The organism is Massilia pinisoli (assembly GCF_024753285.1).
Lineage (GTDB): Bacteria > Pseudomonadota > Gammaproteobacteria > Burkholderiales > Burkholderiaceae_D > Telluria > Telluria pinisoli.
On the sequence record NZ_JANUGW010000013.1, the window covers coordinates 41,109 to 65,625 of the forward strand.

General features: G+C 62.1%; 22 protein-coding genes and 1 tRNA gene. 10 read left to right on the forward strand and 13 right to left on the reverse strand.

The genetic code is table 11. The annotated features are described in order from the left end of the window. The first annotated feature begins 381 nt into the window (after positions 1-381). The 3 genes from NX784_RS17525 to NX784_RS17535 all read left to right on the forward strand — a co-directional run bounded on the left by NX784_RS17525 (position 382) and on the right by NX784_RS17535 (position 3,944). Positions 382-1,380 carry a glycosyltransferase gene (locus tag NX784_RS17525; RefSeq protein WP_258817982.1) on the forward strand — a complete coding sequence of 333 codons (999 nt, stop codon included), beginning with the start codon at positions 382-384 and terminating at the stop codon, positions 1,378-1,380. Positions 1,381-1,614: 234 nt separating this feature from the next. Beyond that, entirely contained in the window at positions 1,615-1,878 is a 264-nt protein-coding gene (locus tag NX784_RS17530; RefSeq protein WP_258817983.1) for a site-specific integrase, read from the forward strand. 53 nt (positions 1,879-1,931) lie between these two features. Beyond that, positions 1,932-3,944, forward strand: coding sequence for an acyltransferase family protein (locus NX784_RS17535; protein WP_258817984.1), 2,013 nt, complete (start codon positions 1,932-1,934; stop codon positions 3,942-3,944). 701 nt (positions 3,945-4,645) lie between these two features. Here NX784_RS17535 and NX784_RS17540 read toward each other — a convergent pair. Then, entirely contained in the window at positions 4,646-6,790 is a 2,145-nt protein-coding gene (locus NX784_RS17540; RefSeq protein ID WP_258817985.1) for an AAA family ATPase, read from the reverse strand. Between the two features lie 23 nt (positions 6,791-6,813). On the opposite strand from NX784_RS17540, the gene NX784_RS17545 reads away from it, so the two are divergent. Next, entirely contained in the window at positions 6,814-7,377 is a 564-nt protein-coding gene (locus NX784_RS17545) for a hypothetical protein (RefSeq protein WP_258817986.1), read from the forward strand. A 38-nt stretch (positions 7,378-7,415) separates the two neighbouring features. Here NX784_RS17545 and NX784_RS17550 read toward each other — a convergent pair whose 3' ends face one another. The 4 genes from NX784_RS17550 to NX784_RS17565 form a co-directional block, all read right to left on the reverse strand. After that, positions 7,416-7,667 carry a helix-turn-helix transcriptional regulator gene (locus tag NX784_RS17550; protein WP_258817987.1) on the reverse strand — a complete coding sequence of 84 codons (252 nt, stop codon included), beginning with the start codon at positions 7,665-7,667 and terminating at the stop codon, positions 7,416-7,418. A gap of 281 nt (positions 7,668-7,948) precedes the next feature. Next, a complete protein-coding gene (locus NX784_RS17555; RefSeq protein WP_258817988.1) occupies positions 7,949-8,737 on the reverse strand; it encodes a hypothetical protein in 789 nt (262 codons plus the stop codon). Positions 8,738-8,824: 87 nt separating this feature from the next. Continuing rightward, positions 8,825-10,045: a tyrosine-type recombinase/integrase gene (locus NX784_RS17560; protein ID WP_258818107.1), complete on the reverse strand. Its 1,221-nt coding sequence runs from the start codon at positions 10,043-10,045 to the stop codon at positions 8,825-8,827. 163 nt (positions 10,046-10,208) lie between these two features. After that, positions 10,209-10,293 (reverse strand) — tRNA-Leu (locus NX784_RS17565). A 161-nt stretch (positions 10,294-10,454) separates the two neighbouring features. Between NX784_RS17565 and NX784_RS17570 the strand changes: the two genes are divergently transcribed. Further along, positions 10,455-12,422, forward strand: a complete 1,968-nt coding sequence (locus NX784_RS17570; RefSeq protein ID WP_258817989.1) for an APC family permease — start codon at positions 10,455-10,457, stop codon at positions 12,420-12,422. 18 nt (positions 12,423-12,440) lie between these two features. Here NX784_RS17570 and NX784_RS17575 read toward each other — a convergent pair whose 3' ends face one another. From NX784_RS17575 to hutC, 7 genes are all read right to left on the reverse strand, one after another. Continuing rightward, positions 12,441-12,914 carry a hypothetical protein gene (locus tag NX784_RS17575; protein ID WP_258817990.1) on the reverse strand — a complete coding sequence of 158 codons (474 nt, stop codon included), beginning with the start codon at positions 12,912-12,914 and terminating at the stop codon, positions 12,441-12,443. Between the two features lie 225 nt (positions 12,915-13,139). Further along, complete coding sequence (locus NX784_RS17580) at positions 13,140-14,900, reverse strand: ArnT family glycosyltransferase (RefSeq protein ID WP_258817991.1); 1,761 nt, start codon at positions 14,898-14,900, stop codon at positions 13,140-13,142. A gap of 189 nt (positions 14,901-15,089) precedes the next feature. After that, a complete protein-coding gene (locus tag NX784_RS17585) occupies positions 15,090-15,359 on the reverse strand; it encodes a type B 50S ribosomal protein L31 (protein WP_036236125.1) in 270 nt (89 codons plus the stop codon). A 142-nt stretch (positions 15,360-15,501) separates the two neighbouring features. Further along, positions 15,502-15,774 carry a hypothetical protein gene (locus NX784_RS17590; protein WP_258817992.1) on the reverse strand — a complete coding sequence of 91 codons (273 nt, stop codon included), beginning with the start codon at positions 15,772-15,774 and terminating at the stop codon, positions 15,502-15,504. Positions 15,775-15,910: 136 nt separating this feature from the next. Next, positions 15,911-17,173, reverse strand: a complete 1,263-nt coding sequence (rho, locus tag NX784_RS17595) for a transcription termination factor Rho (protein ID WP_036236120.1) — start codon at positions 17,171-17,173, stop codon at positions 15,911-15,913. A gap of 138 nt (positions 17,174-17,311) precedes the next feature. After that, positions 17,312-17,638 carry a thioredoxin TrxA gene (gene trxA, locus NX784_RS17600; RefSeq protein WP_036236119.1) on the reverse strand — a complete coding sequence of 109 codons (327 nt, stop codon included), beginning with the start codon at positions 17,636-17,638 and terminating at the stop codon, positions 17,312-17,314. Positions 17,639-17,980: 342 nt separating this feature from the next. Beyond that, positions 17,981-18,700 (reverse strand): histidine utilization transcriptional repressor HutC, encoded by a 720-nt coding sequence (gene hutC, locus NX784_RS17605; protein ID WP_258817993.1) that lies wholly within the window; start codon positions 18,698-18,700, stop codon positions 17,981-17,983. A 159-nt stretch (positions 18,701-18,859) separates the two neighbouring features. Here hutC and ada point away from each other — a divergent pair, with 159 nt between their 5' ends. The 3 genes from ada (at position 18,860) to NX784_RS17620 (ending at position 21,299) form a co-directional block, all read left to right on the forward strand. After that, on the forward strand, positions 18,860-19,984 hold the full coding sequence (gene ada, locus NX784_RS17610; protein WP_258817994.1) for a bifunctional DNA-binding transcriptional regulator/O6-methylguanine-DNA methyltransferase Ada: 1,125 nt from the start codon (positions 18,860-18,862) through the stop codon (positions 19,982-19,984). Beyond that, complete coding sequence (locus NX784_RS17615; protein WP_258817995.1) at positions 19,981-20,670, forward strand: 2OG-Fe(II) oxygenase; 690 nt, start codon at positions 19,981-19,983, stop codon at positions 20,668-20,670. The genes ada and NX784_RS17615 overlap by 4 nt, the downstream gene beginning before the upstream one ends. A 128-nt stretch (positions 20,671-20,798) precedes the next feature. Next, positions 20,799-21,299, forward strand: a complete 501-nt coding sequence (locus NX784_RS17620) for a hypothetical protein (RefSeq protein WP_258817996.1) — start codon at positions 20,799-20,801, stop codon at positions 21,297-21,299. A gap of 20 nt (positions 21,300-21,319) precedes the next feature. Here the strand turns inward: NX784_RS17620 and NX784_RS17625 are convergent, their stop codons facing one another. After that, positions 21,320-21,958 carry a glutathione S-transferase family protein gene (locus tag NX784_RS17625; RefSeq protein ID WP_258817997.1) on the reverse strand — a complete coding sequence of 213 codons (639 nt, stop codon included), beginning with the start codon at positions 21,956-21,958 and terminating at the stop codon, positions 21,320-21,322. A 183-nt stretch (positions 21,959-22,141) separates the two neighbouring features. Here NX784_RS17625 and NX784_RS17630 point away from each other — a divergent pair, with 183 nt between their 5' ends. After that, positions 22,142-23,812 (forward strand): amidohydrolase, encoded by a 1,671-nt coding sequence (locus NX784_RS17630; RefSeq protein WP_258817998.1) that lies wholly within the window; start codon positions 22,142-22,144, stop codon positions 23,810-23,812. Positions 23,813-23,832: 20 nt separating this feature from the next. Beyond that, complete coding sequence (locus NX784_RS17635; RefSeq protein ID WP_258817999.1) at positions 23,833-24,513, forward strand: hypothetical protein; 681 nt, start codon at positions 23,833-23,835, stop codon at positions 24,511-24,513. The last annotated feature ends 4 nt before the right edge of the window (positions 24,514-24,517 follow it).

Below are 24,517 nucleotides of genomic sequence, written 5' to 3' on the forward strand. Positions count from 1 at the left end.
CACCCAGGCCGTGTATACGCAGGCCAAGGCAAACAGAACCGTCCCGGTAAACGTTGAGCCAGTGTCTCATCAATACGGATGCAACATGAGATGGGATGCGCCATTGTTGCGGAGCTTATTTACACTTTGCTATCTAGAAATACTGGTGCTATTCTTGCTACAAATTGTTCGAGAAGGGAACTTTGTGGCACTCGACCAGCGCGATGCTGGGCTTGTTGCTGGTTGTTTTTCCTTCTGAGTGTCGAGTGAGCTGAAGACCGAGCACTGCCCTCGGGATGAAAAGCGAGCCGTCGCAATGTATCGATTGGAAAGCATCGCTACTTGCTGTACAGAAATAAAAATACAGATCTGCGCGAAGAACAAAGCAGGTTATAAAAACAATTGTCCAAAATTAATTTTATGAGCGTAACTTTTTTTCTTCCCAACGCAGAACTTGTCGAGCAGATCAAAATTGCCGATCCCGAGCGCGACTGGCGCTTGTTTAGCACTGGCGTCCAGGTATGGATTGGCCAGACCTACCTCCGTCTAAAACGCGCTGGGTACGACGTTATACTGAGTACTCGTGCTCCAAGTCGCGGAACAGTCGTGGCGCATGCTGACCACGTTTCTAAGCTGTTATCGGAACGCAGTCTTCTGTCCAAACTGACCATTGTATCGGCCCGTGCGGACCGCCCGTCGCAGCGAAACGCCGACATTGAAGTGGTGCAAAACCGCCACTCATCCGACAGTGAACGGGCTTTTCACATTCAGCACTGGCCTCAGCCAGGATTGATTCCTCGCGATCCGAAACGTCGAACCACGATTGAGAATGTCGCTTTCAAGGGAGCTGCCGGCGAAATGGCGACATCGTTTACCGATGGCTTGTGGGAACTAATGATGGCACGGTTGGGCGTGGCTTGGCGAGTTGACGCGGCTCAATGGACTGGTAACGACGCTCAGTATGTGACCAACTGGAACGACTACAGCGATACCGATGTGGTCGTTGCCGTGCGCAAGGATATGACAAGTAGCTACACCAAGAAGCCGGCAAGCAAGCTGATCAATGCTTGGTTGGCGGGAGTTCCGGCGGTTTTGGGCCGAGAGGAAGCTTATCGTGAACTTCGCCGCACAGAGCTGGACTACATCGAAGTCACCAGCGCGGCCGACGCGTTTCGTGCAATCGAAACTTTAAAAAATAATCCTCAGCTGTACGACGCAATGGTTCGCAACGGAAGCGAGCGCGCGGCAGAGGTTACTGCAAAGGTTTGCACCGACGCGTGGGCCGATTTGCTTTTCAAGAAGGTTCCTAAGATCGAGCCGACGCCGATGCTTGGTCTTTGCGCAAGAACATTGCGTTGTCGTGTTCGCGGAATTATTGGGGGAACCCGGTCGACGGCGTAAAGCGACCGAAGATCGACATCCAGGAAGGAAAAACGCCAGCGATCGGCGACAACCAAGCGCGCGAGCTGCTGGCGATGCCGGACGCGTCAACGATGCAAGGCCTGCACGATCGCGTAATTCTGACCACGCTTCTACACCACAGCTTACCCCACACTGAGCTGCGGGCTGCACCCAAAGCCGACCTGCAAGACCGCAACGGCGCGCGATACGCCAGACGACGTCTGCAAAGTGCTCATGAGATATGCGGATGTGGTCGGAATCAAAGTCGATGGCTTTGGACCGCGGGCGCTGCTTGCAACGGTCGCCAACGACGCGCTCGCGCACGACGCTGACGTCGCCAAGGTACAGCAGTGGCTGGAGCACGCCAACATCTCGACCACGGCCGCGCACGACCGGCCTGAGATGCGCGCTGAAGACAGCCCGAAGTTCAGTGTGATTTATTGCGTTGTGGTACACAAAGTTTACTTTAGTCATTATAGATGTTTCGACAGGCCGTGAACGGTCGCGCCCCGCGCGACGCTCGGCCATACACTTCGATATCCCGCTTCTTCATGCAAAACAAGATTCCGCATTCGCTGCCATATCGCCCGGAAATCGATGGTCTGCGCGCCATTGCTGTGCTACCAGTCATTCTGTTTCATGCCGGTTTCAAGCTGTTCAGCGGCGGTTTTGTTGGCGTCGACATCTTTTTCGTTTTGTCTGGCTACCTGATCACTTCGATTATCCTGAAGGACTTGGCAGCCGAACAATTCAGCGTGAGCCAGTTTTACGTACGCCGTGCGCGCCGGATCCTTCCCGCGCTGACCGTCGTACTGCTAGTCAGTTTCCCGCTAGCGGTGTGGTTGATGCTGCCAGACGAGCTCAAGCGTTTCGGCCAGAGTGTAATGGCGGTCGCAACGTTTTCGTCGAACCTGTTTTTTTGGCTGAAGACCGACTATTTCGCGCCCGCCGCCGAAGAGCAGCCGCTGCTTCATACTTGGAGCTTGGCGGTGGAAGAACAATACTACGTGCTCTTTCCACTGCTGCTCATACTGGCATGGAGGCGGGGCACCGGCCGCATGGCAGGGATCGTTGGCGGACTCGCGATCGGATCGTTCGTCCTTGCCTCCGTCGTCCAGCAACAGCATCCACAGGCCGCGTTCTACTTGTTGCCGACGCGTGCATGGGAATTGCTGGCCGGCTCGCTCGCCGCCATCGTGCCTCGCCTCGGTGGTAATCCGGCGTTCGGACCACGCCGTTCGGAGCTCGGCGCGGGGCTGGGCTTCGCCTTGATCCTGTGGGCGCTGTTCATGTTTGACGGCCATGCGCCGGTACCACCTGCGCAGATGCTTATCCCAGTGCTCGGCACCGCACTGGTGATCCATTGCACGCACGGGCGCACGTTGGTCGGAAGGTTGCTGGCAAGCCGGCCGTGCGTGGCGCTGGGTCTGATTTCTTACAGCGCCTATCTGTGGCACCAGCCCGTACTCGCATTCGGAAAACTCAAATATTTCAATGGCGTCCCGTCGGGTCTCGTGATGGCCCTGGTGGCACTCAGCCTGTTGCTGGGTTATCTCAGCTGGCGGTTCGTCGAATTGCCGGTCCGCACCGTGCAGTGGCGTATCTTAAAGGCGCGCGCGCCAGTGTTGGGTATGGCCGCAGGCACGTTGGTCACGGCGCTGCTAGTGGGTGTGGGGCTGCATGCAACTTCGGGTTTCGCCGGACTGCACCGCTGGAAGGGCATCCAGGGGCCGCTGCAGGCCAATGCCGAACGTGGCAGCGGCGAGAAATTCTGTCTTGCTCATCCGGCGGGTTCGCCGCTGGGGCCGGTCAACTGCATCGTCGGCGACCGGCGCGCACCGGTCGACGGTGTGTTGTGGGGTGATAGCATGGCCGCTGCCCTGCTGCCGGGGCTGGACGAAGAACTCTCTCGGCAACACCGCGCTTTCGTCGCTGTGCTGAGCGACGGGTGCATTCCCATCGAAGGCCTGACGCGGACCGTGAAAAAGGAATTTGGCTGCGAGGCGCAACGTCAGCGTGTGGTCGTGGAACAGATCCTGCGGCAGCCTGCGTTAAAGAATATCGTCTGGATTGGGAATTTCGGCTTGCTGACGTCGGGCCAGCCGCATGATTTCGCCCTCGACGGCCGGCCTGCGACGCCAGCGGACGTCCGTGAACGCCTGCTAGCGACGGTCGATAAGCTGCACGCCGCTGGAAAGACGCTGATCCTGGTCGGAAACACGCCGCGATTCAATGTGAATGCGGCGGATTACGCCATGCGGATGTACGCCCGCTACGGTGCGGACGTTACCCTGCAGGCGCAGCACGTGACGCGCGCCGACGAGGAAACGGGCTTCGGCAGTCTGGCGCAGCTGTTGCGAGAGGCGAGCTCCCGTAGTCGCGTGGTCGATGGATTGGACATTTTTTGCAACGGCCAGGACTGCAGCTCGCATGACGCTCATGGACAATTGCTGTACACGGACATGAGCCACCTTTCGCACCTCGGTGCCCGCAAACTTGCACGATCGGTCGCCACCCGGCTGGATCCGCCGCCCTCGGCCGTGCTGGCGCAACGGGGAATATGACTCTGCCGCCGTACGCTCATGGAGTCTAACTATCGCACTTCGTATCGTACTAATCGCTGAAGCCCCCTCGATCTCCACGGCGCTTAGTGTCATCTGAATCGGCAGCAGACCACACCTAGGGGCCAAAAAACAGAAAGCCCAGCCATGGAGGCTGGGCTAAGTAGCTGTTATATTGGAAGAGGTTTCATATCGAGGTGACGGTCCGGCCGGCTGGATCGCTCATGCATGGGTGTGCTGGCGCGATCCAGTATTCTGAGGCTCCCCTTTACTCATTAATTGGAAGGCTTTGCAGCGCTGCAAGACGAACGGTAGCTCACGTGGCACCTGTGGGCCGCCAAACTTGGCATGTCTCCAACTGGAGCAACGGTAGACACCTTGAGTACCGCTGAGGCAGCCGCACTCAAGGCAAAGTCGGCGTTCGTCGCGCTGGGAGTCGCGGGTCTGTAGGCGCAGCGCGAGCTCCCAGGCCGTGCCAGTGTCTACGCCCCGAGTCGTGAATACCGCTACACGTCGCTGAATGACTGCGGTCGCATGCCTAAATCTTTCCAGCAATTCGGACTTTAGCGAACGCAGCAGCGGACGCCACTCTTCGAGGCGCATTTGTTGGCCGGTCACGACCAATTTTCCGCCGCCATCGACCGATACAGAGACTCCCTCCGCTGCGCACTGATCGACTACGAAGTCAAGTATGGAAGTGATGGTCATAGCTCCTCCGTATTGACGTCATTGAACGGCCCATCAGAGTCTGAAGGGAGTACCGAAGAGCGCGAAGAGAGCAAGCTTTTATGCCGGTACTCTTCGGCATTCTTCGTGCTCCGTTCGAGCACACCCGAATTTCCGACCTTCGGCAGCCTCCAAACCCAGGGGCCGCCCATGCTCAACTTGACCGACTCGATACCCAGGTCTTTTTTGAGTCTTTTAGCGACGTCCCATGAATGTCCGGCATCGCGCACCTCAGCCTGTAACGCTTTGGTTGGCATCGTTCCACCGGCGTCCTTAAGGATGTCGGCCAGCATTCGTTTGAGTTCATCGCGCGAGTCGCCATCAATGCTCGCGTCAACTTCGACTTCACCCAGGATCTCGCGTGCAGTGCCTTCGATGACGCCATCCCACAAAGCGTGTGTTGTTGCGATGCCATCGTCCAGAGCAGCCGGTTCGATCGAGTACGCAACGCCGCCTTCGTCAACAGCGATGTTCGATTTGGCTCGCGCCAGTACACGTCTGCTGCCATCCTCTTCCTTGGCCGTCACCAGTACCATGCGGGCCAGGGCACCGAACGCTTGCGAGCCAATCACACGATCTTGCGGCGTTCGTCCAGCGCCGCCTTTGGCGAAGTGGCTGATCCCGATGACAGCGCATCCATGCACGTCTGCGAAGTCGACCACCGCCTGCAAGCTGCGCCTTACATCATTTGCCTTGTGCATGTCCCCAGCCACGGCGGAGACAATCGGATCGATCAACAGCAGGCTGACACCGCCAATCGCCTCGACCGCGCGATGCAGCTCCACGATGTCTTGGGCTGGATCAAACGGCACGCTCACGCCGTTTTGTGCAATGCCTTCAATAAAGTGGCAGCGGCTGAGGTCTGCACCCGATGCAATCAACCGAGGTACCAGGGTATCCTCAGCCACATCTTCGCTTGACCAGATCAGCACGTTGCCCTTGCGTTGGCTAACAGTTCCGTCAGGCCAGGTGCCGCCGGCGGTAACGATAGCGGCCAGTGCAAGTGCGAGCGTCGTTTTGCCGGTACCAGCTGCGCCGGCCAAGATGGTCAACTTCCCTGCCGGGAGCCAACCAGGCCACAACCAAGTGATTGGTTGTGGTTTGATGTCGGCACCGCAGCGGATCTTAACCACACGGGTTTCGGTCAATGCGGCCGGTTCGCTACCAGACTGGGCTGGTGTAGTAACCTGCGGCTTGATATACAAGGCCTGCTCAGTTGCGCTGATCACGGCATTGGCTCCTTCGCGTTGAGCCAGGTCGTTGAAGTCAGTAGGGTTTCCCTCGTCGGAAGTGAATTTTGGCACTGCTAACCAACCGCCGACTGCGCGAGCTGCGGCCATCGCGCTTGCCATGCCTACGTTGCCGACTGCATTGAAGCGGTCGTTATCTGCGCATACAACGATTCGGACGTCCGGGAGCTTGCTTCGCAATGCTAGTGCTACCGCCACCAAATTGCTCGCATTAAAGGCAACGGCAACCGGGTGTCCGACGGCCTCGAACAGGCTAGCGCCGGTGGCAAAGCCTTCACAGATCAGGACGGTATCGCGAATATTTCCACCGAAGGTGTGATACATGCCCTGAACGCGGCCGTTCGATTTAAATCGTTTGGTTCCGTCTGCGTAGATGAACTGGAGGCTACGCAGTTTGCCGTGTTCGTCACGCATCGGTACCAGCAACGTGCGCTTGTCCTTGAGCTCCTTGAGACCGAAGGGCTTAATGCCCTTGCGCGCGCAGTAGGGATTGTCGTCTGTAGCATCAACCGCGCAAGCGAAGAGGCGCTCGCACTCTGCAGCGGCGGCCTCCTCCAGCTGCATACGTGCGGCTTCGGCCTCCTGGCGGGCCAGAGCGATTTTGGTCAAGTACTCGGTGCGTTCAGCCGATGTGAGCGCTTGATTCGATTTACCGCACCATTTTTCGGACAAGCCCGTTTTCCAGTTGCCGAAGGCCCCGGCCGGAACACCGTCACCGTGCAGGACATACCAAGCGGATTTCTTTCCTTTCCTATCGTCGTCCGCATCGAAGCGACGGCGCACTCCGTCAGCGATGATTTCGGGCGGGTTTAAGCCAAACGATGCCAGTACCGCGCCGAACTGCACCTCAATATTGATGTGTGGTGTATTCAAGTTGGCGCTCCATCGATCGCGCGGTGGGCAGCGATCTCGATATTCGAGGTTTTTCCACCTTGAACGAAAGGAAGGTGTTTTTTCTTGAGGCCTTTAAAAATAAGGCTCCAACCCTCAAACGAAAAATTGAGGGCATTACATTTGCAACGGGATGTGCGTCCGGCGCTGGCCTCTGGGGGCTTGAATTTGGGTCGAACGGACGAGTTATTGCCAGGCATGTCTGCCTCCGTGTGTGGTTGAAGAGCCGCACGGCCCGTCGCCAAACGGGGAGAGCGGCAAATGGCGGGGTTGGCGAACCGGCACACACGGAAACCGGCATACCCGAAGGTATCCCCACCACCGCCGCCCATGGGAGATGCAATGGCCTGGACAAAAAAAGACCGCCGGATGGCGGTTGTCCGCCGTATGTATTTCAGGTCGCCAAACCCGGTCGCGTTTTTATCTACGACATAGCAAGAATACGCTGTGTAGTCGAAAAGCGTCAAGAAGCCCAATGCAAAGAGCTCGGCGCTTTCTTTGATGGGACGCAGAAGGGAGCACGAAGAATGTCGAAGGGTGTAGAGGGAAAAAAACGCTCCCTTCGGTAACTTGTGGCTCCCTTCGCTAGCGCAGAAGCGAGCCACAATCATTGCTGGCTGCCACTCGACAGGCTGGTTTCCGCCTGTTGCGAAATGAACGCCTCGACCTCATCGGCGTCCCACACCGTGACGCTCGCGCCGAGCTTAAACGGCTTGGGGAAGCGGCCTTCGCGGACCCAGCGCCACACAGTGGTTGGGCTGACTGGCAGTTTGCCGGGCTTGCCCTTGGTCGATGCGAGCTCGGAGATACGGATAACACGTTGTAACACTAAATACCCCTTAAAAATAGGCCACAGCACGGTATGTGCTGCGCAGGGGCGCATATTTGTTGATGCTGGACGCCTGTGCTATGACGTCAAGCGGCTACACGGCACCGTCTAGCCCCTTGACGTGTCGGTCTAGGGGCTAGACGGATTTTTTTCTAACAATTTGGCGTCGCGCGTGACACAATTTTCCTAACAATAGGCCTAAGACGGTATGTGTTGTGGTGGAGTATGGCGTCATGGATGAGGGTAGGCTGCGCTAGGACGTTACCTCGATAGTCGGTCGCATCTAGCGGTTTGACATGTCGGTCAAGGTGCTAAACGGACTTTTTTCTGAACCATTCAGCTATCGTGCGTTGTGCGTTTGTCGGTTGAAGGACAGCGTTGATAGTGCGGCCGTGCTCCATGATTTGCCCTTGCAGCGCGTATGCCGCTTGGCTTGCAGATTTCCACTCCCGAGGGTTGTACAGCGACAGGGCGTAATCACGAAGAGCACTCATCGGACGATGTCGCGCGACAGCACCGCGTCTACCAAAAGCAGAGAAATTAAATTTATCGACACTTGCTTTTTCATCAGCACTTAGCTCGACTGTATGACTAAGTCTTTCGGCATACCAAAGAGCTTGGTACGCGTTCATAAGACACTCGGCCCTGTGGTCTATCACATCTACTTTGTACCAACCTTGGGAATTAAGTCCATGTTCGTCATAATCCTCATCATTAGATGGCCCGGCGACTTCTAACTCGGAGTCGATGAACCATAGGCCGAATGCAGCCATTTGCTCAACGCCTGAGATTGGACGTATTAGGCTGTCTGGTATTAGTTGTTTATTGTCATCAAAGAGTTGGCCGCTAGTATCAGCGAGATCTTCTACGGTAAGGCCCCCGTGTTTCACGATCCACTCAAACAGTGCGCGTACCGGAAATAGTATTTGATAGGAAACTTCGTAGGAATAAACATCGTTAGGAGTGTCTCCAGCAAAGACGTAATTTATCTCAGCCGGGATCGTTCGCTTCAGGCGACTTGCGATGGAGTCTTCTGGTACATACACCATTAGTTTCTGGCGCAAAAAGGGGATGTGCGAATAAATATTTAGACGTCGCATTGCTTGCCTCTTGGACTGCGAAGAATTACGGCAGCTGGATGCCGCGTCAGCATCACTGCCGCTGTAACGTATTGTTCAACTGTACGATTACGCGGCCGCTAGAGGCCCGTTTCCAGCTAAACCATCGCGCAAGTTGTCGAGGTAATCCGCCCAACGTTGCATCATTTGTCGGCGCTCTTTTAGGAAGGCCGTACGGTTATATGCCCGTCCATTTGCGTCGCGGACGGCATGCGCCAATTGGTGTTCGATGAAGTCCGGGCGTTCGCCAAGGACCTCATCTAGGATAGTGCGGGCCGTAGCCCTGAAACCGTGAGCTGTGACGATGTCCTTGCTATAACCCATCGAGCGAAGCGCCGCGTTTACGGTGTTCTCGCTCATGCAGCGGTCGTTGGTTCGGATGCTGGGAAACACGTACTTTCCTTCGCCGGTGAGAAGGTGCATGGAGCGCAGCACCTCAACCGCTTGACGGGCCAGCGGTACGATGTGGTCAATGCCCATCTTCATTTTGGTAGCAGGAATACGCCACTCCCCAGCATCGAGGTCAAACTCGGACCACTCGGCGGCGCGCAGCTCGCCCGGGCGAACGAATAACAGGGGCGTAAGTTTGAGGGCGGCTTTCGCGTACGGATGGCCGCTGTACGCATAGATCGCGCGTAGTATTGCGCCAACCTGTTCAGGCGCCGTGATCGCGGCATAGTGAGCTTTTGGCACCGCTGAAAGGGCGCCGCGCAGGTCTGTAGTCACATCGCGCTCGGCTAGGCCACTCGCAACTGCAAAACGGAACACCTGGCCGCACAACTGCTTGATCTTGTGCGCGGATTCTATGGCGCCGCGCGCCTCGATTTTCTCCAGCACTGCCAAGACGTCACGTGGTTTGATAGTCGAGATCGGCATCGCGCCGATGGCGGGGAACACGTTCTTTTCAAGCCAAGACGTATTTTTTTCCAGTGTGCCTGGAGTGCGGTCGGGGGCAATTTTTTTCAGATAGGCCCGCGCCATGCTTTCAAAGGTGCTCGATGCTGCCACTGCTTTAGCGGCGCGATCATCGCGCTTGGCCTGCATTGGATCGATGCCAGCGCTGACCAGCTGGCGCGCTTCGTCCCGCAGTTGGCGAGCACGAGCCAGCGTGATCGTGGGGTACACGCCCAAGGCTAACAGTCGCTGTTTGCCATTGAAGCGGTAGCTCATGCGCCAGTACTTGCCGGCTTCCTTGACGTGCAGGTACAGCGCTTGGCTGTCAGTGTATTTGTCGCCAGCCGGTTTGCCAGAGTGTTTGACCTGCCGGATGAAGGTATCTGTGAGGGGCATGTTGGTACCTAATTTTTGGTCTTTTGTGGATACCAGCAAAAGTACCATCAAATCATCCGCATGGGGTAGCGTTCGATGGCACGGGGTAGCGCAACAAAAAACCCGCGCTCTCTATGAGAAACGCGGGTTTTGGTGTTCAGTGGTACATGTTGCTACAAGGTATTGGTGCCTCCGGCCGGAATCGAACCGGCACGCCTTTCGGCGCTTGATTTTGAGTCAAGTGCGTCTACCAATTCCGCCACAGAGGCTGCAAGCGCAGGCGCGCATATTAGCACATGCGATGCCAAACTGACCAGTGCTCGTCGCGACGGAGGCCGATGGCGTGCCGCCGCAGTGGGCGCTGGGGGCGTTCCGGCGTATGATCTCGCCTACCTGAGCAAATGCGCCGTCCGGCAAGGCGGCCTGTACGATGAAGAATAAGAAAATACGCGAGATCATCCTCGGCAAGCCGCTCGACCCCATGAAGAGCGAGACGCGCCACTCGATGGCCCTGGTCGCTTTCCTTGCCTGGGTCGGGCTCGGTGCGGACGGCCTGTCCTCCTCCTCGTACGGTCCTGAAGAAACCTTCCGCGCGCTCGGTCCCCATACACACCTTGGCCTGTACATGGCCATCGCGACGGCCGTCACCGTGTTCATCATCGCGCTTGCCTATAATCAGGTGATCGAACTTTTCCCGACCGGGGGTGGCGGCTACCGCGTGGCCACGAAGCTCGTCGGCCCCTATCTCGGCCTCGTGTCCGGCTGTGCTCTCATCCTCGACTATGTGCTGACCATCGCGATCTCCATCGCGTCCGGGGTCGACGCGCTCGCATCGTTCCTGCCGCTGGGGTTCCAGCCTTACAAATTGTGGGCCGAGGCGTTCTTCATCGCGCTGCTGATCGTGATGAATCTGCGCGGCCTGAAGGAGGCGATCCAGATCCTGCTGCCGATCTTCCTCGGCTTCGTCGCCACCCACCTCGTGCTGATCGTGTACGGCATCGTCGCGCATGCGTCGCACCTGCCGCAGCTCGTGCCGAACACGATCGCGGAGACGGGCGCGCTCGCGCGCGAGATCGGCTGGGCCGGCGTCGCCGGCATGCTGCTGCTCGCGTACTCGCAGGGCGGCGGTACCTACACTGGTCTGGAAGCCGTGTCGAACAACGTGAACCTGCTGGCCGAGCCGCGCGTCCGCACGGGCAAGATGACGATGTTCTATATGGCGCTGTCGCTCGCCCTCACGGCCGGCGGCATCATCCTGCTGTACCTGTTGTGGGATGCGCAGCCGACGGCCGGCGAGACGCTGAACGCGACCGCGTTCCGCCGCATCATCGCCAGCATGGGCTTCGGCAGCGAACTCGTGAACCAGGTGCTGCTCGCCGTCGCCCTCGCGTTCGAGGCGGGGCTGCTGTTCGTGGCGGCCAACACCGGCTTCCTTGGCGGCCCGTCGGTGCTGTCGAACATGGCGTCGGATTCGTGGGTGCCCCACCAGTTCCGCTACCTGTCGACGCGCCTCGTCACGCAGAACGGCATCCTCGTGATGGGCATCGCCGCGCTGGCAATCCTGTTCTGGACGCGCGGCCAGGTCACGTTGCTCGTCGTGCTCTATTCGATCTCCGTGTTCCTGACGTTCGCGATCTCGCTGTTCGGCCTGTGCCTGTACTGGTGGCGCCATCGCAAGGACACGGACAATGTGCGCTGGGTGCGCCGCTTCCTGCTGTCGCTGGTCGGTTTCGTGATCTGCGCCGGCATCCTGGCCGTGCTGCTCGTCGAGCGCTTCACGCAGGGCGGCTGGGCCACGGCGCTCATCATCGCCGCCATCGCCGCCCTGTGCATCTTCATCCGCAACCACTATCGCGAAACCAAGCGCGCCATCCGCTCCGTCGACCGCGTGTTCGCGAACCAGCCGTTCGGCCCGGTGACGGAACCCGCCGAGCCGGACCCGGACGCGCAGACGGCCGTGTTCATCGTCGGTAACTCGCGCGGCGGCGGTCTCCATGCGCTGCTGTGGGTCCTGCGCATGTTCCCCGGCCACTTCAAGAATTTCCTCTTCGTGAACGCGCGCACGGTCGACTCGCATGCCTACGGCGGCGAAGGCGCGCTGGAAAAGATGCGGGAGGATGCGGCGCGGACGCTGGAATACTTCGTCGATTTCTGCCAGAGCCACGGTCTGGCGTCGGCGTCGTACATCGGGTTCGGCACGGATGCGGTGGAGGAGGTGACCCGCATGTGCGAGCAGATCAACCGCGAGTACCCGAACACGATCTTCTTCACCAGTAAATTGATCTTCGCATCCGACAACTGGTTCACGCGGCTGCTGCACAACCAGGCGTCGCTGGCGGTGCAGCGCCGGCTGCACCTGGAAGGCTTGCAGATGGTGATCTTGCCGATGAAGGTGTGAGCCTTCCGGCAGGGCCCGTCAGCAACTGAGATGGCGGCGCAGGGCGCGCAGCATGCGTACGGGCCCGGTGACTTCGAGCAGGTGATCGCGCACGGTCACCGTGATGTCCGCCCCGCGCGACGTCGGCCAGCGCGCTGGGCGCATGCGATAGCGTACCGTGCCGGGACCGCGGTCGGTGGGGGCATAGCCGAGCCGTTCCATTGCATCGTCCAGCGTGCCGACCAGGTGGCATGCCGAGAACCGCGTCGTGACTTCCAGGCGGCCGGGCAGCGTCCGCGCGGCCGTCGGCAACAAGGCGCCCATCAGCACCGGCACGACGATGTAGCCGAGCGGCGCCGTCGGATCGATCAAATGGAAGGCGACGACCAGCGCCGGCAGGCCCAGCACCATGCTCAGCACGAGCAGCGCGAGGCGCAGGGCGGGATCGGCGGGGAGGGGACGATGCGGGCCCTGCCGGACGCGCCCGATCTCGGAAAACGTCACGCTTTTCATGGGAGAGTCCTTTCGTTGAAGGGCGGCTGGGGCCGGCCACACGTCCCATTTTGATCAAGCGCTCCTATGGCGGATTGACTTCTCTCAAATTCGGTCTTTCCGAGATGAATCGTTCTGCGATCGAAAGGTTCCTAGGTGGAATAACGTTTTCGATGCAGAAACGTGCGGCCGGCGCAGATAAAAAAGGGCCACCCGGGTGGGTGGCCTCGTGTGGAGTATGCCGGGTCAGCGCGCGCGCCGGTACAGGCGGAAGCGTTCGTCGCGGTCGGATGGACGACGGCCTTCCCACAGCAAGGTCCAGTCGCGTCCGTCGAACGGCACGGCGGCGCTGCCCCGCAGCAGGGCGCTATTCTGGATTGCGCTGTTCTGCGCGGCCGCTTTCTTGCCGACGCTGTCTTGCAACAACAGGACGCTGCACTTGCCGCCGTCGACCGACGCGAAGGGCAGGTGGCCGAAGTAGGCGAACGAGGCGCGCTGGGCCGGACCGACGTTCGTGTCGATGCAGTCGGCGTCGGCCGGCAGGCGCGCGGCGATCTGCTGGGCCACGCTGGCGTAGCTCTTGCCATAGTTCAGGTCGGGCAGGAACAGCGTCATCAAGAGGACCCACAGCAGGATCAGGCCGCCCGACGACAGCACCACCGCGCGCCACAGCACGGACGGCTGGCGCGACAGGCGCCAGTGCACGAGGTAGATCCAGCCGACCGTCGTCGCGGCCGCGACGAGAAAGGCGACAAGGCCGAATTCCGGCTTGAATCCCGGCACGAGCTTGAGCGCGTTCTTGGCCAGTTGCGCGGGCCAGCCCGTCAGCTTGGCGATCCAGAACACCCAGACGAGTCCGCCCAGCAGCGTGAGTACCATCACGGAGAACCAGTCGATGGCATTGATCGCGCCGCGTTTCATCGTCGGCAGGCCGAACGCGGCCATCAGCGCCATCGGCGGCAGCAGCTTGAGCAGGTCGCCGCTTTCCGGCACCGGGTCGCACAGGGTCACGAGTGTGAGGACGCCGACGAAGCAGGTCGGTACGATGATGTGCAGCAGCCCATGCTGGCGCCGCCATGCCCAGGCGGCCCACGCGGCGAACGGCCACGCCGGCCAGAAATACCAGATGCCCACGCGGAAGAAGGCCTTGATCGCATGCCAGCCCGGCACGCTCAGCTGGTCGGCGTTCCACGCCAGCCAGCCCGCGACAGGCGACAGGCCGTACGGATGCGCCAGCGTGGCCGGCACGGCCCACACGAGCGTGATCAGCAGCGCGGCGCCCGCGGCCTGGCCCAGGCGGCGCAAGGTGAGCGTCGGCGGCAGCTTGAGGAAGCGCGTGCACAGGTAGAGCGCGGCCAGCAGCGCGAGCGACGGGGCGTACCCGCGCGTCAGTGTGAGCAGGCCCAGCGCGACGCCGACGAGCATGGCGTTGCGCGGCGTGGCGTCCTCGATGTAGCGCACCGAACGGAACAGGAACCAGGACAGCAGCGCGCCCTGCAGCGTCACGGCCAGGGTCTCGTGGCTGTGCAGCAGCAGGCCCAGGCAGCCGAGGTAGATCAGGACGGCCGTGTCGGCCAGCGTGCGTCCATAGTCGTCCGGTTCCGGCTGGCCGCCGAACGCCAGGCGCAGCGGCTGCGCTTCCGAGCGCCGGCCCAGGTGGAACGCCGTGTGCCACAGCGACAAGGCGCCCAGCGCGAAGGTGCCGATGGTCGAGATGCGCGCGCCGAGCACGTCGCCCACGAGCCAGCCGAACAGCTTGATGCACAGCGCGCCGAGCCAGAATGCCAGAGGTCCTTCGTCCGGCATGGGCAGGCCGGCGATATGGGGCATCAGCCAGTCCTGGATGCCGCCGTGCGCCATCGTCCACATGATGCCGAAGCTGGCGGCATCATCCTTCCACGGATCGCGCCCGATGAGGCCCGGCAGGATGTACAGCAGGCCGAGTGCATACAAAGCCCAGCGTGGCAGCGCGAGGGTGGCGGCGGCGGGAAGGCGGACGGGTTTCATCGATAGCGCGAAGTCATGCAATAAATTATTGTCGCGTAGTATAAGGGGACCTTGGGAAAGCGTCGCGGTTGGCATTGTTGCCAGACGTAAGCCGATGGGCCGACGACGGTTTTTCGAGGTGCCCGCATTGGCGATCCGGCGAAAAAAAAAGGAAGCCCGCAGGCTTCCTGGTGTTCGCTCGTCGGGAACTTAGCCGTTGGCGACGCTGGTCTTCGAGCCGACCGAGCCGAACTTCTGGCGGAATTTTTCAACGCGGCCAGCGGTGTCGACGATCTTGTGCTTGCCGGTAAAGAACGGGTGCGATTCAGCCGACACCTCGATCTTGACCAGCGGGTAGTCTTTACCTTCGAAATTGATGGTTTCGCGGGTAGCGATGGTCGAACGGGTGATGAATTTGAAATCGCAGGACAGGTCGTGGAACACGACTTCGCGGTAATCCGGATGGATATCGGTCTTCATGGTTTTGCCTCGGTTAGGTTGGTAGCCAAACGGCACTTCGTCGGTCGACCTGCTTCTTGACCCGATTGCCGATCACTTGCCAGGGTTGGATACGGAACCGGAGATTATAAGCCAGCCGTGCCGCCAAGGCAACGGGTGCGATTCAGGCGCCGTGCAGGCGGGCCATCATCGTGAGGATCATGCCGCCGAAGCCGAACACCATGGTGACGGCCGTGGCTGCCATCCACTTGCTCAACCGCGCGGCTTCGGCATGGATGTCGGTCTTGAGTTCGGCTTTCAGTTCCGAGAGATCGGCTTTGTTGGGCAGCATGGTCAGCGTCGTATCGAAGCGGGTTTCGAGGACAGTCAGCCGGCGGTCGAGCATCAAGTCCTTGTTGCACTGGGCCGGCGGATCTTGCAAGTCGTTGGAAGTCATGAGAGTCTCCTTGGTTGTCTCGGTGCGGATTCTCCGCTCCCTGACCACCTTCGACTTGAGCTAAACGAATCGTAGCGCAAAAAGCAGAAAAGGCGAGTACGACTCGCCTTTTCGTTCGATGCCAAGGGCTGGAGGATCAGCCGCCGCGACGCATCAGGTCGAAGAATTCGACGTTGTTCTTGGTCGCGCGCATCTTGTCGAGGATGAACTCCATCGCCTCGATCTCGTCCATCGAGTACAGCAGCTTGCGCAGGATCCAGATCTTCTGCAGCTGGTCCGGCTTGATCAGCAGTTCCTCGCGGCGGGTGCCCGACTTGTTCAGGTTGATCGCCGGGTAGACGCGCTTCTCGGCCAGGCGGCGCTCGAGGTGGACTTCCATGTTGCCGGTGCCCTTGAATTCCTCGTAGATCACGTCGTCCATGCGCGAGCCGGTCTCGATCAGCGCCGTCGCGACGATCGTCAGCGAGCCGCCTTCCTCGACGTTACGGGCAGCACCGAAGAAGCGCTTCGGACGCTGCAGCGCGTTGGCGTCGACACCGCCGGTCAGCACCTTGCCCGAGGCCGGGATCACGGTGTTGTAGGCGCGTGCGAGACGGGTGATCGAGTCCAGCAGGATCACGACGTCCTTCTTCATCTCGACGAGGCGCTTGGCCTTCTCCAGCACCATTTCCGCGACTTGCACGTGGCGGGTGGCCGGTTCGTCGAACGTCGACGCGACCACTTCGCCGCGCACCGAGCGCTGCATCTCCGTCACTTCCTCGGGACGTTCGTCGATCAGCAGGACGATCAGCGTGCAGTCCGGGTGGTTGGCGGTGATCGCGTGGGCGATGTGCTGCAGCATGACGGACTTGCCCGACTTCGGCGACGCGACCAGCAGGCCGCGCTGGCCCTTGCCGATCGGCGAGATCAGGTCGACGATGCGGCCCGTGATGTTTTCCGCGCCGTTCATGTCGCGCTCGAGGCGCAGCGGCTCGTTCGGGTGCAGCGGCGTCAGGTTCTCGAACAGGATGCGGTGCTTCGAGGCTTCCGGCGATTCGCCATTGACCTTGTCCACCTTTACCAGCGCGAAGTAGCGCTCGCCGTCTTTCGGCGTGCGGACTTCGCCTTCGATCGAGTCACCCGTATGCAGGTTGAAGCGGCGGATCTGCGACGGCGAGATGTAGATGTCGTCCGTCGAAGCCATGTAGCTCGCATCCGGCGAGCGCAGGAAACCGAACCCGTCCGGCAACACTTCGAGCGCACCGTCGCCGAAAATCTGTTCGCCTTGTTTCGCGCGCTTCTTCAGAATCGCGAACATCAGTTCTTGTTTGCGCAGGCGGGCTGCGTTGTCGATATCCAGGCTGATCGCCATCTCCAGAAGGGCGGAGACGTGCATTGCCTTCAGTTCAGATAAGTGCATGTGTCGGGTGTCCCGTGACGGGAAAGTAAAGGTAGGGGAGGGAACTGCGTGGGTTAATCAAAGGGATAGGATCGGAATCGATCGTCTACCCGGTCTGGAACAGGCGGCAGTGCGGGCGCGCTGCCGCCACCAATGGTATCAGATGTTGCTATCGATGAAAGCAGTCAGCTGGCCTTTTGCCATTGCGCCGACTTTCTGGGCGGCTGCCACACCGTTCTTGAACAGGATCAGCGTCGGGATGCCACGGATGCCGAACTTGGCCGGCACGGCCTGGTTCGCATCGACGTCCATCTTCGCGATCAGCAGCTTGCCATCGTATTCTTTCGCGACTTCTTCCAGGATCGGCGCAATCATCTTGCAGGGGCCGCACCACTCGGCCCAGAAGTCGACGAGGACCGGACGCTCGGACTTCAGCACGTCGGTTTCGAAAGATGCATCGCTGATGTGTTTGATGTTTTCGCTCATGTTTTCCTCAAGTGAGGTAGGTCAATTAACGCCTGCAGGTCTTTCATCGACCTTTGTCGATCCTGCTCGGTAGTGTCAGCCGGTTCCCGTACTTGTCAGACTGGCTTGCTGCACAAAGGTGGTGCCAATGTGTGCAATATTCAATAGTGGAAGAGCTGCAAGAGGATATCAGGCGGGGTTTAATCGGAATAATAACCGATTTTTTTGGAACGTGTTCGTAAGCTTTGTACAAAATCTCAACATGCTCACGGTTCCTGATCGAACGCAGTGATGATCGCGAATCCGGGCCGCTATGGCGACGACGGCGGAACTATCTTGTGCGCCGTGGTCCAATCGGCATCGTCAGCCCACGCTGCCCGTGAACTTGTACAAATGGCCCGGGTGCCACATCGTCACGACGGACGCCACCCGGCCGTTCGACGTCGTGCGGCGCTTGAGCACGAGGCACGACGTGCCCGGGGCCACGTCGAGCATCTCCGCCACGTCGCGCGGTGCCGGCAGTGCTTCGATGCTGTAGGTGGCGCCTTGCAACGGCGCCGCTTCCATCAAGTGTTCGTTTGGAGTGATGCGCGCGAAGTCCTGGTCGAGGTAGGCCGGTGCGCATTCCGGGTTGACCCAGCGGTCTTCCACCTGGATCGGCTGGCCGTTCTCGTCGTGCACGATCAACGAATGGAACAGCGTCGTGCCGGGCGCGAGGTCGAATTGGCGCGCCAGCGCTTCGCCCGCAGGGCTTTGTTCCAGCAGGCGTGGACGGCTTGCGTGCACGTGGCCGCGTGCATGGACCTCGTCGGCGATGTTGCGGATCTCGACCAGCGTCGCCTGGTACTTCTGCGGCGCGACATAGGTGCCCGAACCCTGGCGGCGCGTGAGCACTTGTTCCGCCGTCAGTTCGCGCACGGCGCGGTTGACGGTCATGCGCGAGACGCCGAACTGGCGCACGAGCGCCTGCTCGGACGGCACGAGGTCGCCTTCCTTCCAGCGGCCCGATGCGATCTCGCCCAGCAGGAAGTCCTTGATGCGCTGGAAAATGGGCGTGCTGTCTTGCGCGATCTGTTCGTCCAAACTACTCTCCGGAATTCGGGATGCCATCTCGTCGATTAGAGTCGCCATTCTAACACCGCGAACCGGGCCCGACCCGGCCGCGAATTCGAAAGCAAGACCCGAAGTGTTTGCCGCGACGCCCGCGCTTACGATGGGGCCATCGAGAACCTGGAGAACGAGATGAACACAGCCACCATCCGCCGACCGGCCGCCGCACCTGCCTCGCCTGCAACCTATACCACCGACGACGAGCGCTGGGCCGCGGTCGTCGCCCGCGCGCGCGAGGCCGACGGCCAATTCTTTTATTCCGTGCGCAGCACGGGCGTGTATTGCCGGCCCTCGTGCCCTTCGCGCACGCCGCGCCGCGCGAACGTCGCCTTCCACGCGACGACGCACGACGCCGAGGCGGCGGGCTTCCGCGCCTGCCTGCGCTGCCGGCCCGACGAACCGCCGCTGGCGGAGCGCCAGGCCGAGGCCGTGGCGAAGGCGTGCCGGCTGATCGACGCCGCCGAGGAAGAACCGGACCTCGCCAGCCTGGCGACGGCCTGCGGCATGAGCCGTTTCCACTTCCACCGCATCTTCAAGGCCCACACGGGCATCACGCCGAAGGCCTATGCGGCGGCGCGGCGCGCCGAGCGCCTCAAGCAGGGCCTCGCGCAGGCCGGCACCGTCACCGCGGCCGCCTACGATGCGGGCTTCAATTCCAGCGGCCGTTTCTATGCCGCGTCGTCCGGCGTGCTGGGCATGACGCCGAAGCGCTACCGCGCGGGCGGCGGCGGGGAGGCGATCCGGTTTGCCGTCGCGCAGTGCTCGCTGGGCGCGCTGCTCGTCGCGGCGACCGACAAGGGCATCTGCTGCATCCTGCTCGGCGACGACCCGGACGCGCTCGTGCGCGACCTGCAGGACCGCTTCCCGAAGGCGGAACTGATCGGCGCCGAGCCGGGCTTCGAGCGCACCGTCGCGCAGGTCGTCGCGTTCGTCGAGGCGCCGCGCCTCGGCCTCGACCTGCCGCTCGACGTGCGCGGCACCGCGTTCCAGCAGCGCGTCTGGCAGGCGCTGCGCCAGATCCCGGCCGGGCAGACGGTCGGTTACGCGGAACTGGCCGCGCGCCTGGGCATGCCCCAGGGCGCGCGCGCCATCGCGGGCGCGTGCGCCGCCAACCCCGTGGCGGTGGCGATTCCCTGCCACCGCGTCGTGCGCAACGACGGCTCGATCTCCGGCTATCGCTGGGGCGTCGAGCGCAAGCAGGCGCTGCTCCAGCGCGAGGCGAGCCAGGCGGATGCAGGCAAGGTCGAGGCAGCATGAACGGCATCGACTGGGACCGCGTCGGCAACGACCTCGACGCCTTCGGCTGCGCCGTGCTGCCCGCGCTGCTGGATGCCGGGCAGTGCGCGGCCTATGCGGCCGGCTATGCGGACGACGCGCGCTTCCGCAGCCGCGTCGTGATGGAGCGCCACGGTTTCGGGCGGGGCGAGTACCGCTATTACGCCTACCCGCTGCCGGATGGCCTTGCGGCCTTGCGCACGGCGCTGTATCCGCCGCTGGCGCGCATCGCCAACCGCTGGCAGGGGGCGCTCGGGCTGCCCGAACGCTATCCGGACGCGCACGCCGACTACCTGGCGCGCTGTCACGCGGCCGGCCAGTTGCGGCCCACGCCCTTGCTGCTGCAATACGGCCCGGGCGACTACAACTGTCTTCATCAGGACCTGTACGGCGACTTCGTGTTCCCGTTGCAGGTGGCCGTGCTGCTGTCACGCCCGGGCTTTGACTTCGCCGGGGGCGAATTCGTGCTGACGGAGCAGCGCCCGCGCATGCAGTCGCGCGTCGAGGTGGTGCCGCTGGGGCAAGGCGACGCCGTCGTCTTCCCCGTGCACACGCGCCCCGTGAACGGCACGCGCGGCATCTACCGCGTGAACATGCGCCACGGCGTCAGCCGCATCCGTGGCGGTCGGCGGCATACGCTCGGCATCATCTTCCACGACGCGGCCTGAATCGCAATTACGAAATTTGCCGAGCGCCTCAGAATTTTTGCGAGGCGCTACGCATGCATACATTTCGGGCGTAGGATCGACGAACCTGCACCTCAGCAGGCATTACAACGATTCCAATGGAGACAAACATGAGCGTATCGCGTCGCCTATTCCTGGCCGCCCTCGGTGTGGCCGGTGTCGCCGGCGGGAGCCTGGCCCGGGCCGGGGACCTGCCGCAACCCCTCGTCGCCTTTGACGACGAATTGAAGAACGGTTTCCAGAACTGGAGCTGGGCCAAGGTGCAGTTGTCGGTCCCTGCCGGCAGCGGCAAGGCGATCCGCGTCGAAGGCGATCCGTGGAGCGCGCTCGTGCTCCACCACGACGCGTTTTCGACCGAGGGTTACACCAAGCTCACCTTCCTCATCAACGGCGGCAAGGACGGCAACCAACCGCTGATGATCAAGGCCACGGCGGACGGCAAGATGATCGACGCCAGCTACGTCATCCAGCCGAAGGCGAAGACATGGGCCGTCGTCGAAGTGCCGCTGAAGGACATCAACGCGGTGGGCAAGACCATCGACGGCATCACCTGGCAGGCCCAGGGCGACCCGTATTCCGCGTACTTCATCGCGCGCATCCAGTTCGAGTGAATGCGCGCCGCTGACGGCAATCAGGGCAGCTCGCCGCCCGAGAACGGATCGATCGAGTACGGGTACACGGTGCCCAGGAAGCCCGGCTGCGCGCGCACCCGCTCGATCCAGCGCATGACGCCCGGATGGTCGGCCAGCGCCAGCTCCGCCTCGTCGGCCCGGTGGACGTAGGCGAACAGCGACATGTCCGCGATCGTGTAGATGTCGCCCGCGATGAACGGGCGCCCTGCCAGCTCGTGCTCGAGGATCGCCAGCGCCCGGTGCGCGACGTGGCGCAGGCGGTCGACGAGCGCCGGTGCGCGCCGCGCCAGCTTGCCCGTCAGCGTCCAGTGGCGCAGGGTGGCGATCGACGCCACGTGGTCCTGCTCGAACGACAGCCATTGCTGCACCTTCGCCTGCCCGAACGGATCGGCCGGCAGGTATGGCGTGCCGTGCGCCAGATAGGTCAGGATGGCATTCGATTCGGCCAGGGTGCGGCCGTCGTCCAGGCGCAGCGCGGGCACGGCGCCGGTCGGATTCACGGCCAGGAAGCCGGGCTGCTGGCCCTCTCCCTCGAAGATGCGGACGATCTCCGTGCGGTACGGGATGTCGAGGTGGTTCAGCAGCAGGCGCACTTTCCAGGCGTTTTGCGAAGGCAGGTAATCGTAGAGCGTAAGCATTGTCGTCTCCAGTGGTCGGATGCCCATTGGACCATCGCGCCCCTGCCGCGCACGCTCCGAATCTTGCGCTCGAACTCCGGTCCGCCGATGAGCCGCGCATTGACCACGATGTAAATTTATATACACTCTGTTTCTTGCTGTTGAACCGTACCCCGGCTCATCCATCACAAGAACGGAGACCCCATGCGCAAGCCCACAAGGCCCCTGCAGTGTTCCATGCTCGCCCTGGTCGTCGCGGCCGCCGCGGCCCACGCCACCACCGTCATCGACAATGCCAACGGCTACACCTTGAATGCGCAGGGCGACGTCGTCCAGTTCACGTCGCTCGCATTCGACGATGCCGGCCGCATCCTCGCCGTCGGTGCCGCCGCCGACGTGGCGGCGAAAGTGCCGCGGGCCACGCACGTCGACATGGCCGGCCGCACCGTGCTGCCGGGCCTCATCGACGCCCACGGCCACGTGTTCGGTCTCGGCGAGATGCTGACGCAGCTGGACTTGTCCGCCACGACCTCGTTGCCGCAGGCGCTGGCCGCGATCGGCGACTACGCGCGCGCGAACGCGAAGGCCGCCTGGGTGCGCGGGCGCGGCTGGAACCAGGAGAACTGGAAGCTGGGCCGCTTCCCCACGGCGCAGGAATTGGACGGCGTCGTGGCCGATCGCCCCGTCTGGCTGGAGCGCGTCGACGGCCATGCCGGCTGGGCCAATGGCCGCGCGCTGGCGCTGGCCGGCATCGCGGACAAGACGCCCGACCCGGTCGGCGGCAAGATCGTGCGCGATGCGGCCGGCCACGCGACGGGCGTCCTTGTCGACGCAGCGCAGGACATGATCCACAAGGTGCTGCCGCAGCCGACGGCGCAGGAAGCCCGCACGATGCTCGACCGCGCGCTGGCAACGATGGCCAGCGTCGGCCTCACGAGTGCGCACGACGCGGGCATCGGCGTCGGCGAGGACCGGCTGTACCGCGACTACGCCGACCACGGCAAGCTGACGGCCCGGATCTACGCCATGATCGGCGGCACCGGCGCCGATTTCGATCAGCTGGCGAAGAACGGTCCGCTGAACGGCTACGGCCACGACATGTATGCGCTGCGCGCCGTGAAGCTGTACGCGGACGGCGCCCTGGGCAGCCGCGGCGCCGCGCTGCTGGCGCCGTACACGGACGATCCGCATTCGCACGGCCTGCTGTTCCATTCGAACGCGGAGATTGACACGATGATCGCCAAGGCCATGAAGAAGGGCTACCAGGTCAACGTGCACGCGATCGGCGACGCCGGCAATCGCCAGATCCTCGACACGTTCGCGAAGGAGATCCCGGCCAACCACGGGCAGGCGCTGCGCCACCGCATCGAGCATGCGCAGGTCGTCACGCTGGCCGACATCTCGCGCTTCAAGAGCATCGGCATCATCCCGTCGATGCAGCCGACGCACGCGACGTCCGACAAGAACATGGCCGAGCAGCGCATCGGCCCCGAGCGCATGAAGGGCGCGTACGCGTGGCGCACGTTCCTGGTGCAGGGTTCGCGCATCGCGTGCGGTTCTGACTTCCCCGTGGAGGCGCCGAACCCGTTCTTCGGCATCCACGCCGCCGTCACGCGCCAGGACGCGGACGGGAACCCGATCGCGGGCTGGTATCCCGAGCAGGAGATGTCGCTCAAGGAAGCGTTCCGCTGCTTCACGCTCGACGCGGCGTACGCCGGACATCAGGAAAACACGCTAGGCTCCCTCGAAAGAGGCAAGTACGCGGATTTCATCGTCGTCGACCGCGATCTGTTCAAGATTTCGCCCTACGACATCCACAAAACAGTCGTGCTGGAGACGTGGGTCGGCGGGCACCGGGTCTATCGCAAGCAATGACATCGCCATCTGGAGGAACCGTGTTGAAAGCCGTCGCTGCCGTTCCTGTTCTCGCCCTCGCTCTCGCTGCCCCGTCGCCGGCCAGCGCCCAGCAGACCAGCGCGTCGTATGCGCGCATGGTCGTCATCGTGCCCAAGCCCGGCCAGGCCGAGGCGTTCGAGAAGGGGTACGAACGGCACCTGCAATGGCACCGCGGCGCGAAGGATACGTGGACGTGGTATGGCTGGACGTTCGTGCTGGGCAACCGCATCAACCGCTTCATGGACGGCACGTTCGGCCATGCGGCCCTCGATTTCGACGCCGCCGTGCAGCCGGCGGCCGACGCCGCCGACAACAACGTGAACGTGGCGCCGTACGCGGACTTCGTCAGCCACGGCATCTACCAGCGCATGGATGCGATGAGCGCGGGCGAGCCGCTGCCGGATGCGTCGCCGTTCCTCTCGATGACGACCTACCACATCCGCCCCGGCCAGGAAGGGGCGTTCGAGCAGGCGGTGGCGAGCGCGCGCGGCACGGCGGGCCGCCAGACGTGGTACCGGTTGCAGGCCGGCGGCGAGGCGCCGCAGTACGTGCTGATGCGCGCCGTGACGTCGTTCGGTGCCGCCGCGACGCTGGGCACGCCCTACACGCTGTCCGGCCTCGTCGACCGCGTGGACAACGAATTGCTGCGCTATCGGCCGAACCTCAGCTACCGTCCTTGACGGT

What these genes read in the sequence shown, in the direction of transcription:
- NX784_RS17530 (WP_258817983.1), top strand. Translation starts at nt 1,615, where the DNA reads ATGAGATATGCGGATGTGGTCGGAATCAAAGTCGATGGCTTTGGACCG.
- NX784_RS17535 (WP_258817984.1), top strand. Translation starts at nt 1,932, where the DNA reads ATGCAAAACAAGATTCCGCATTCGCTGCCATATCGCCCGGAAATCGAT.
- NX784_RS17555 (WP_258817988.1), bottom strand. Translation starts at nt 8,737, where the DNA reads ATGCGACGTCTAAATATTTATTCGCACATCCCCTTTTTGCGCCAGAAA.
- NX784_RS17560 (WP_258818107.1), bottom strand. Translation starts at nt 10,045, where the DNA reads ATGCCCCTCACAGATACCTTCATCCGGCAGGTCAAACACTCTGGCAAA.
- NX784_RS17570 (WP_258817989.1), top strand. Translation starts at nt 10,455, where the DNA reads ATGAAGAATAAGAAAATACGCGAGATCATCCTCGGCAAGCCGCTCGAC.
- NX784_RS17575 (WP_258817990.1), bottom strand. Translation starts at nt 12,914, where the DNA reads ATGAAAAGCGTGACGTTTTCCGAGATCGGGCGCGTCCGGCAGGGCCCG.
- NX784_RS17580 (WP_258817991.1), bottom strand. Translation starts at nt 14,900, where the DNA reads ATGAAACCCGTCCGCCTTCCCGCCGCCGCCACCCTCGCGCTGCCACGC.
- NX784_RS17585 (WP_036236125.1), bottom strand. Translation starts at nt 15,359, where the DNA reads ATGAAGACCGATATCCATCCGGATTACCGCGAAGTCGTGTTCCACGAC.
- NX784_RS17590 (WP_258817992.1), bottom strand. Translation starts at nt 15,774, where the DNA reads ATGACTTCCAACGACTTGCAAGATCCGCCGGCCCAGTGCAACAAGGAC.
- rho (WP_036236120.1), bottom strand. Translation starts at nt 17,173, where the DNA reads ATGCACTTATCTGAACTGAAGGCAATGCACGTCTCCGCCCTTCTGGAG.
- trxA (WP_036236119.1), bottom strand. Translation starts at nt 17,638, where the DNA reads ATGAGCGAAAACATCAAACACATCAGCGATGCATCTTTCGAAACCGAC.
- ada (WP_258817994.1), top strand. Translation starts at nt 18,860, where the DNA reads ATGAACACAGCCACCATCCGCCGACCGGCCGCCGCACCTGCCTCGCCT.
- NX784_RS17615 (WP_258817995.1), top strand. Translation starts at nt 19,981, where the DNA reads ATGAACGGCATCGACTGGGACCGCGTCGGCAACGACCTCGACGCCTTC.
- NX784_RS17620 (WP_258817996.1), top strand. Translation starts at nt 20,799, where the DNA reads ATGAGCGTATCGCGTCGCCTATTCCTGGCCGCCCTCGGTGTGGCCGGT.
- NX784_RS17625 (WP_258817997.1), bottom strand. Translation starts at nt 21,958, where the DNA reads ATGCTTACGCTCTACGATTACCTGCCTTCGCAAAACGCCTGGAAAGTG.
- NX784_RS17630 (WP_258817998.1), top strand. Translation starts at nt 22,142, where the DNA reads ATGCGCAAGCCCACAAGGCCCCTGCAGTGTTCCATGCTCGCCCTGGTC.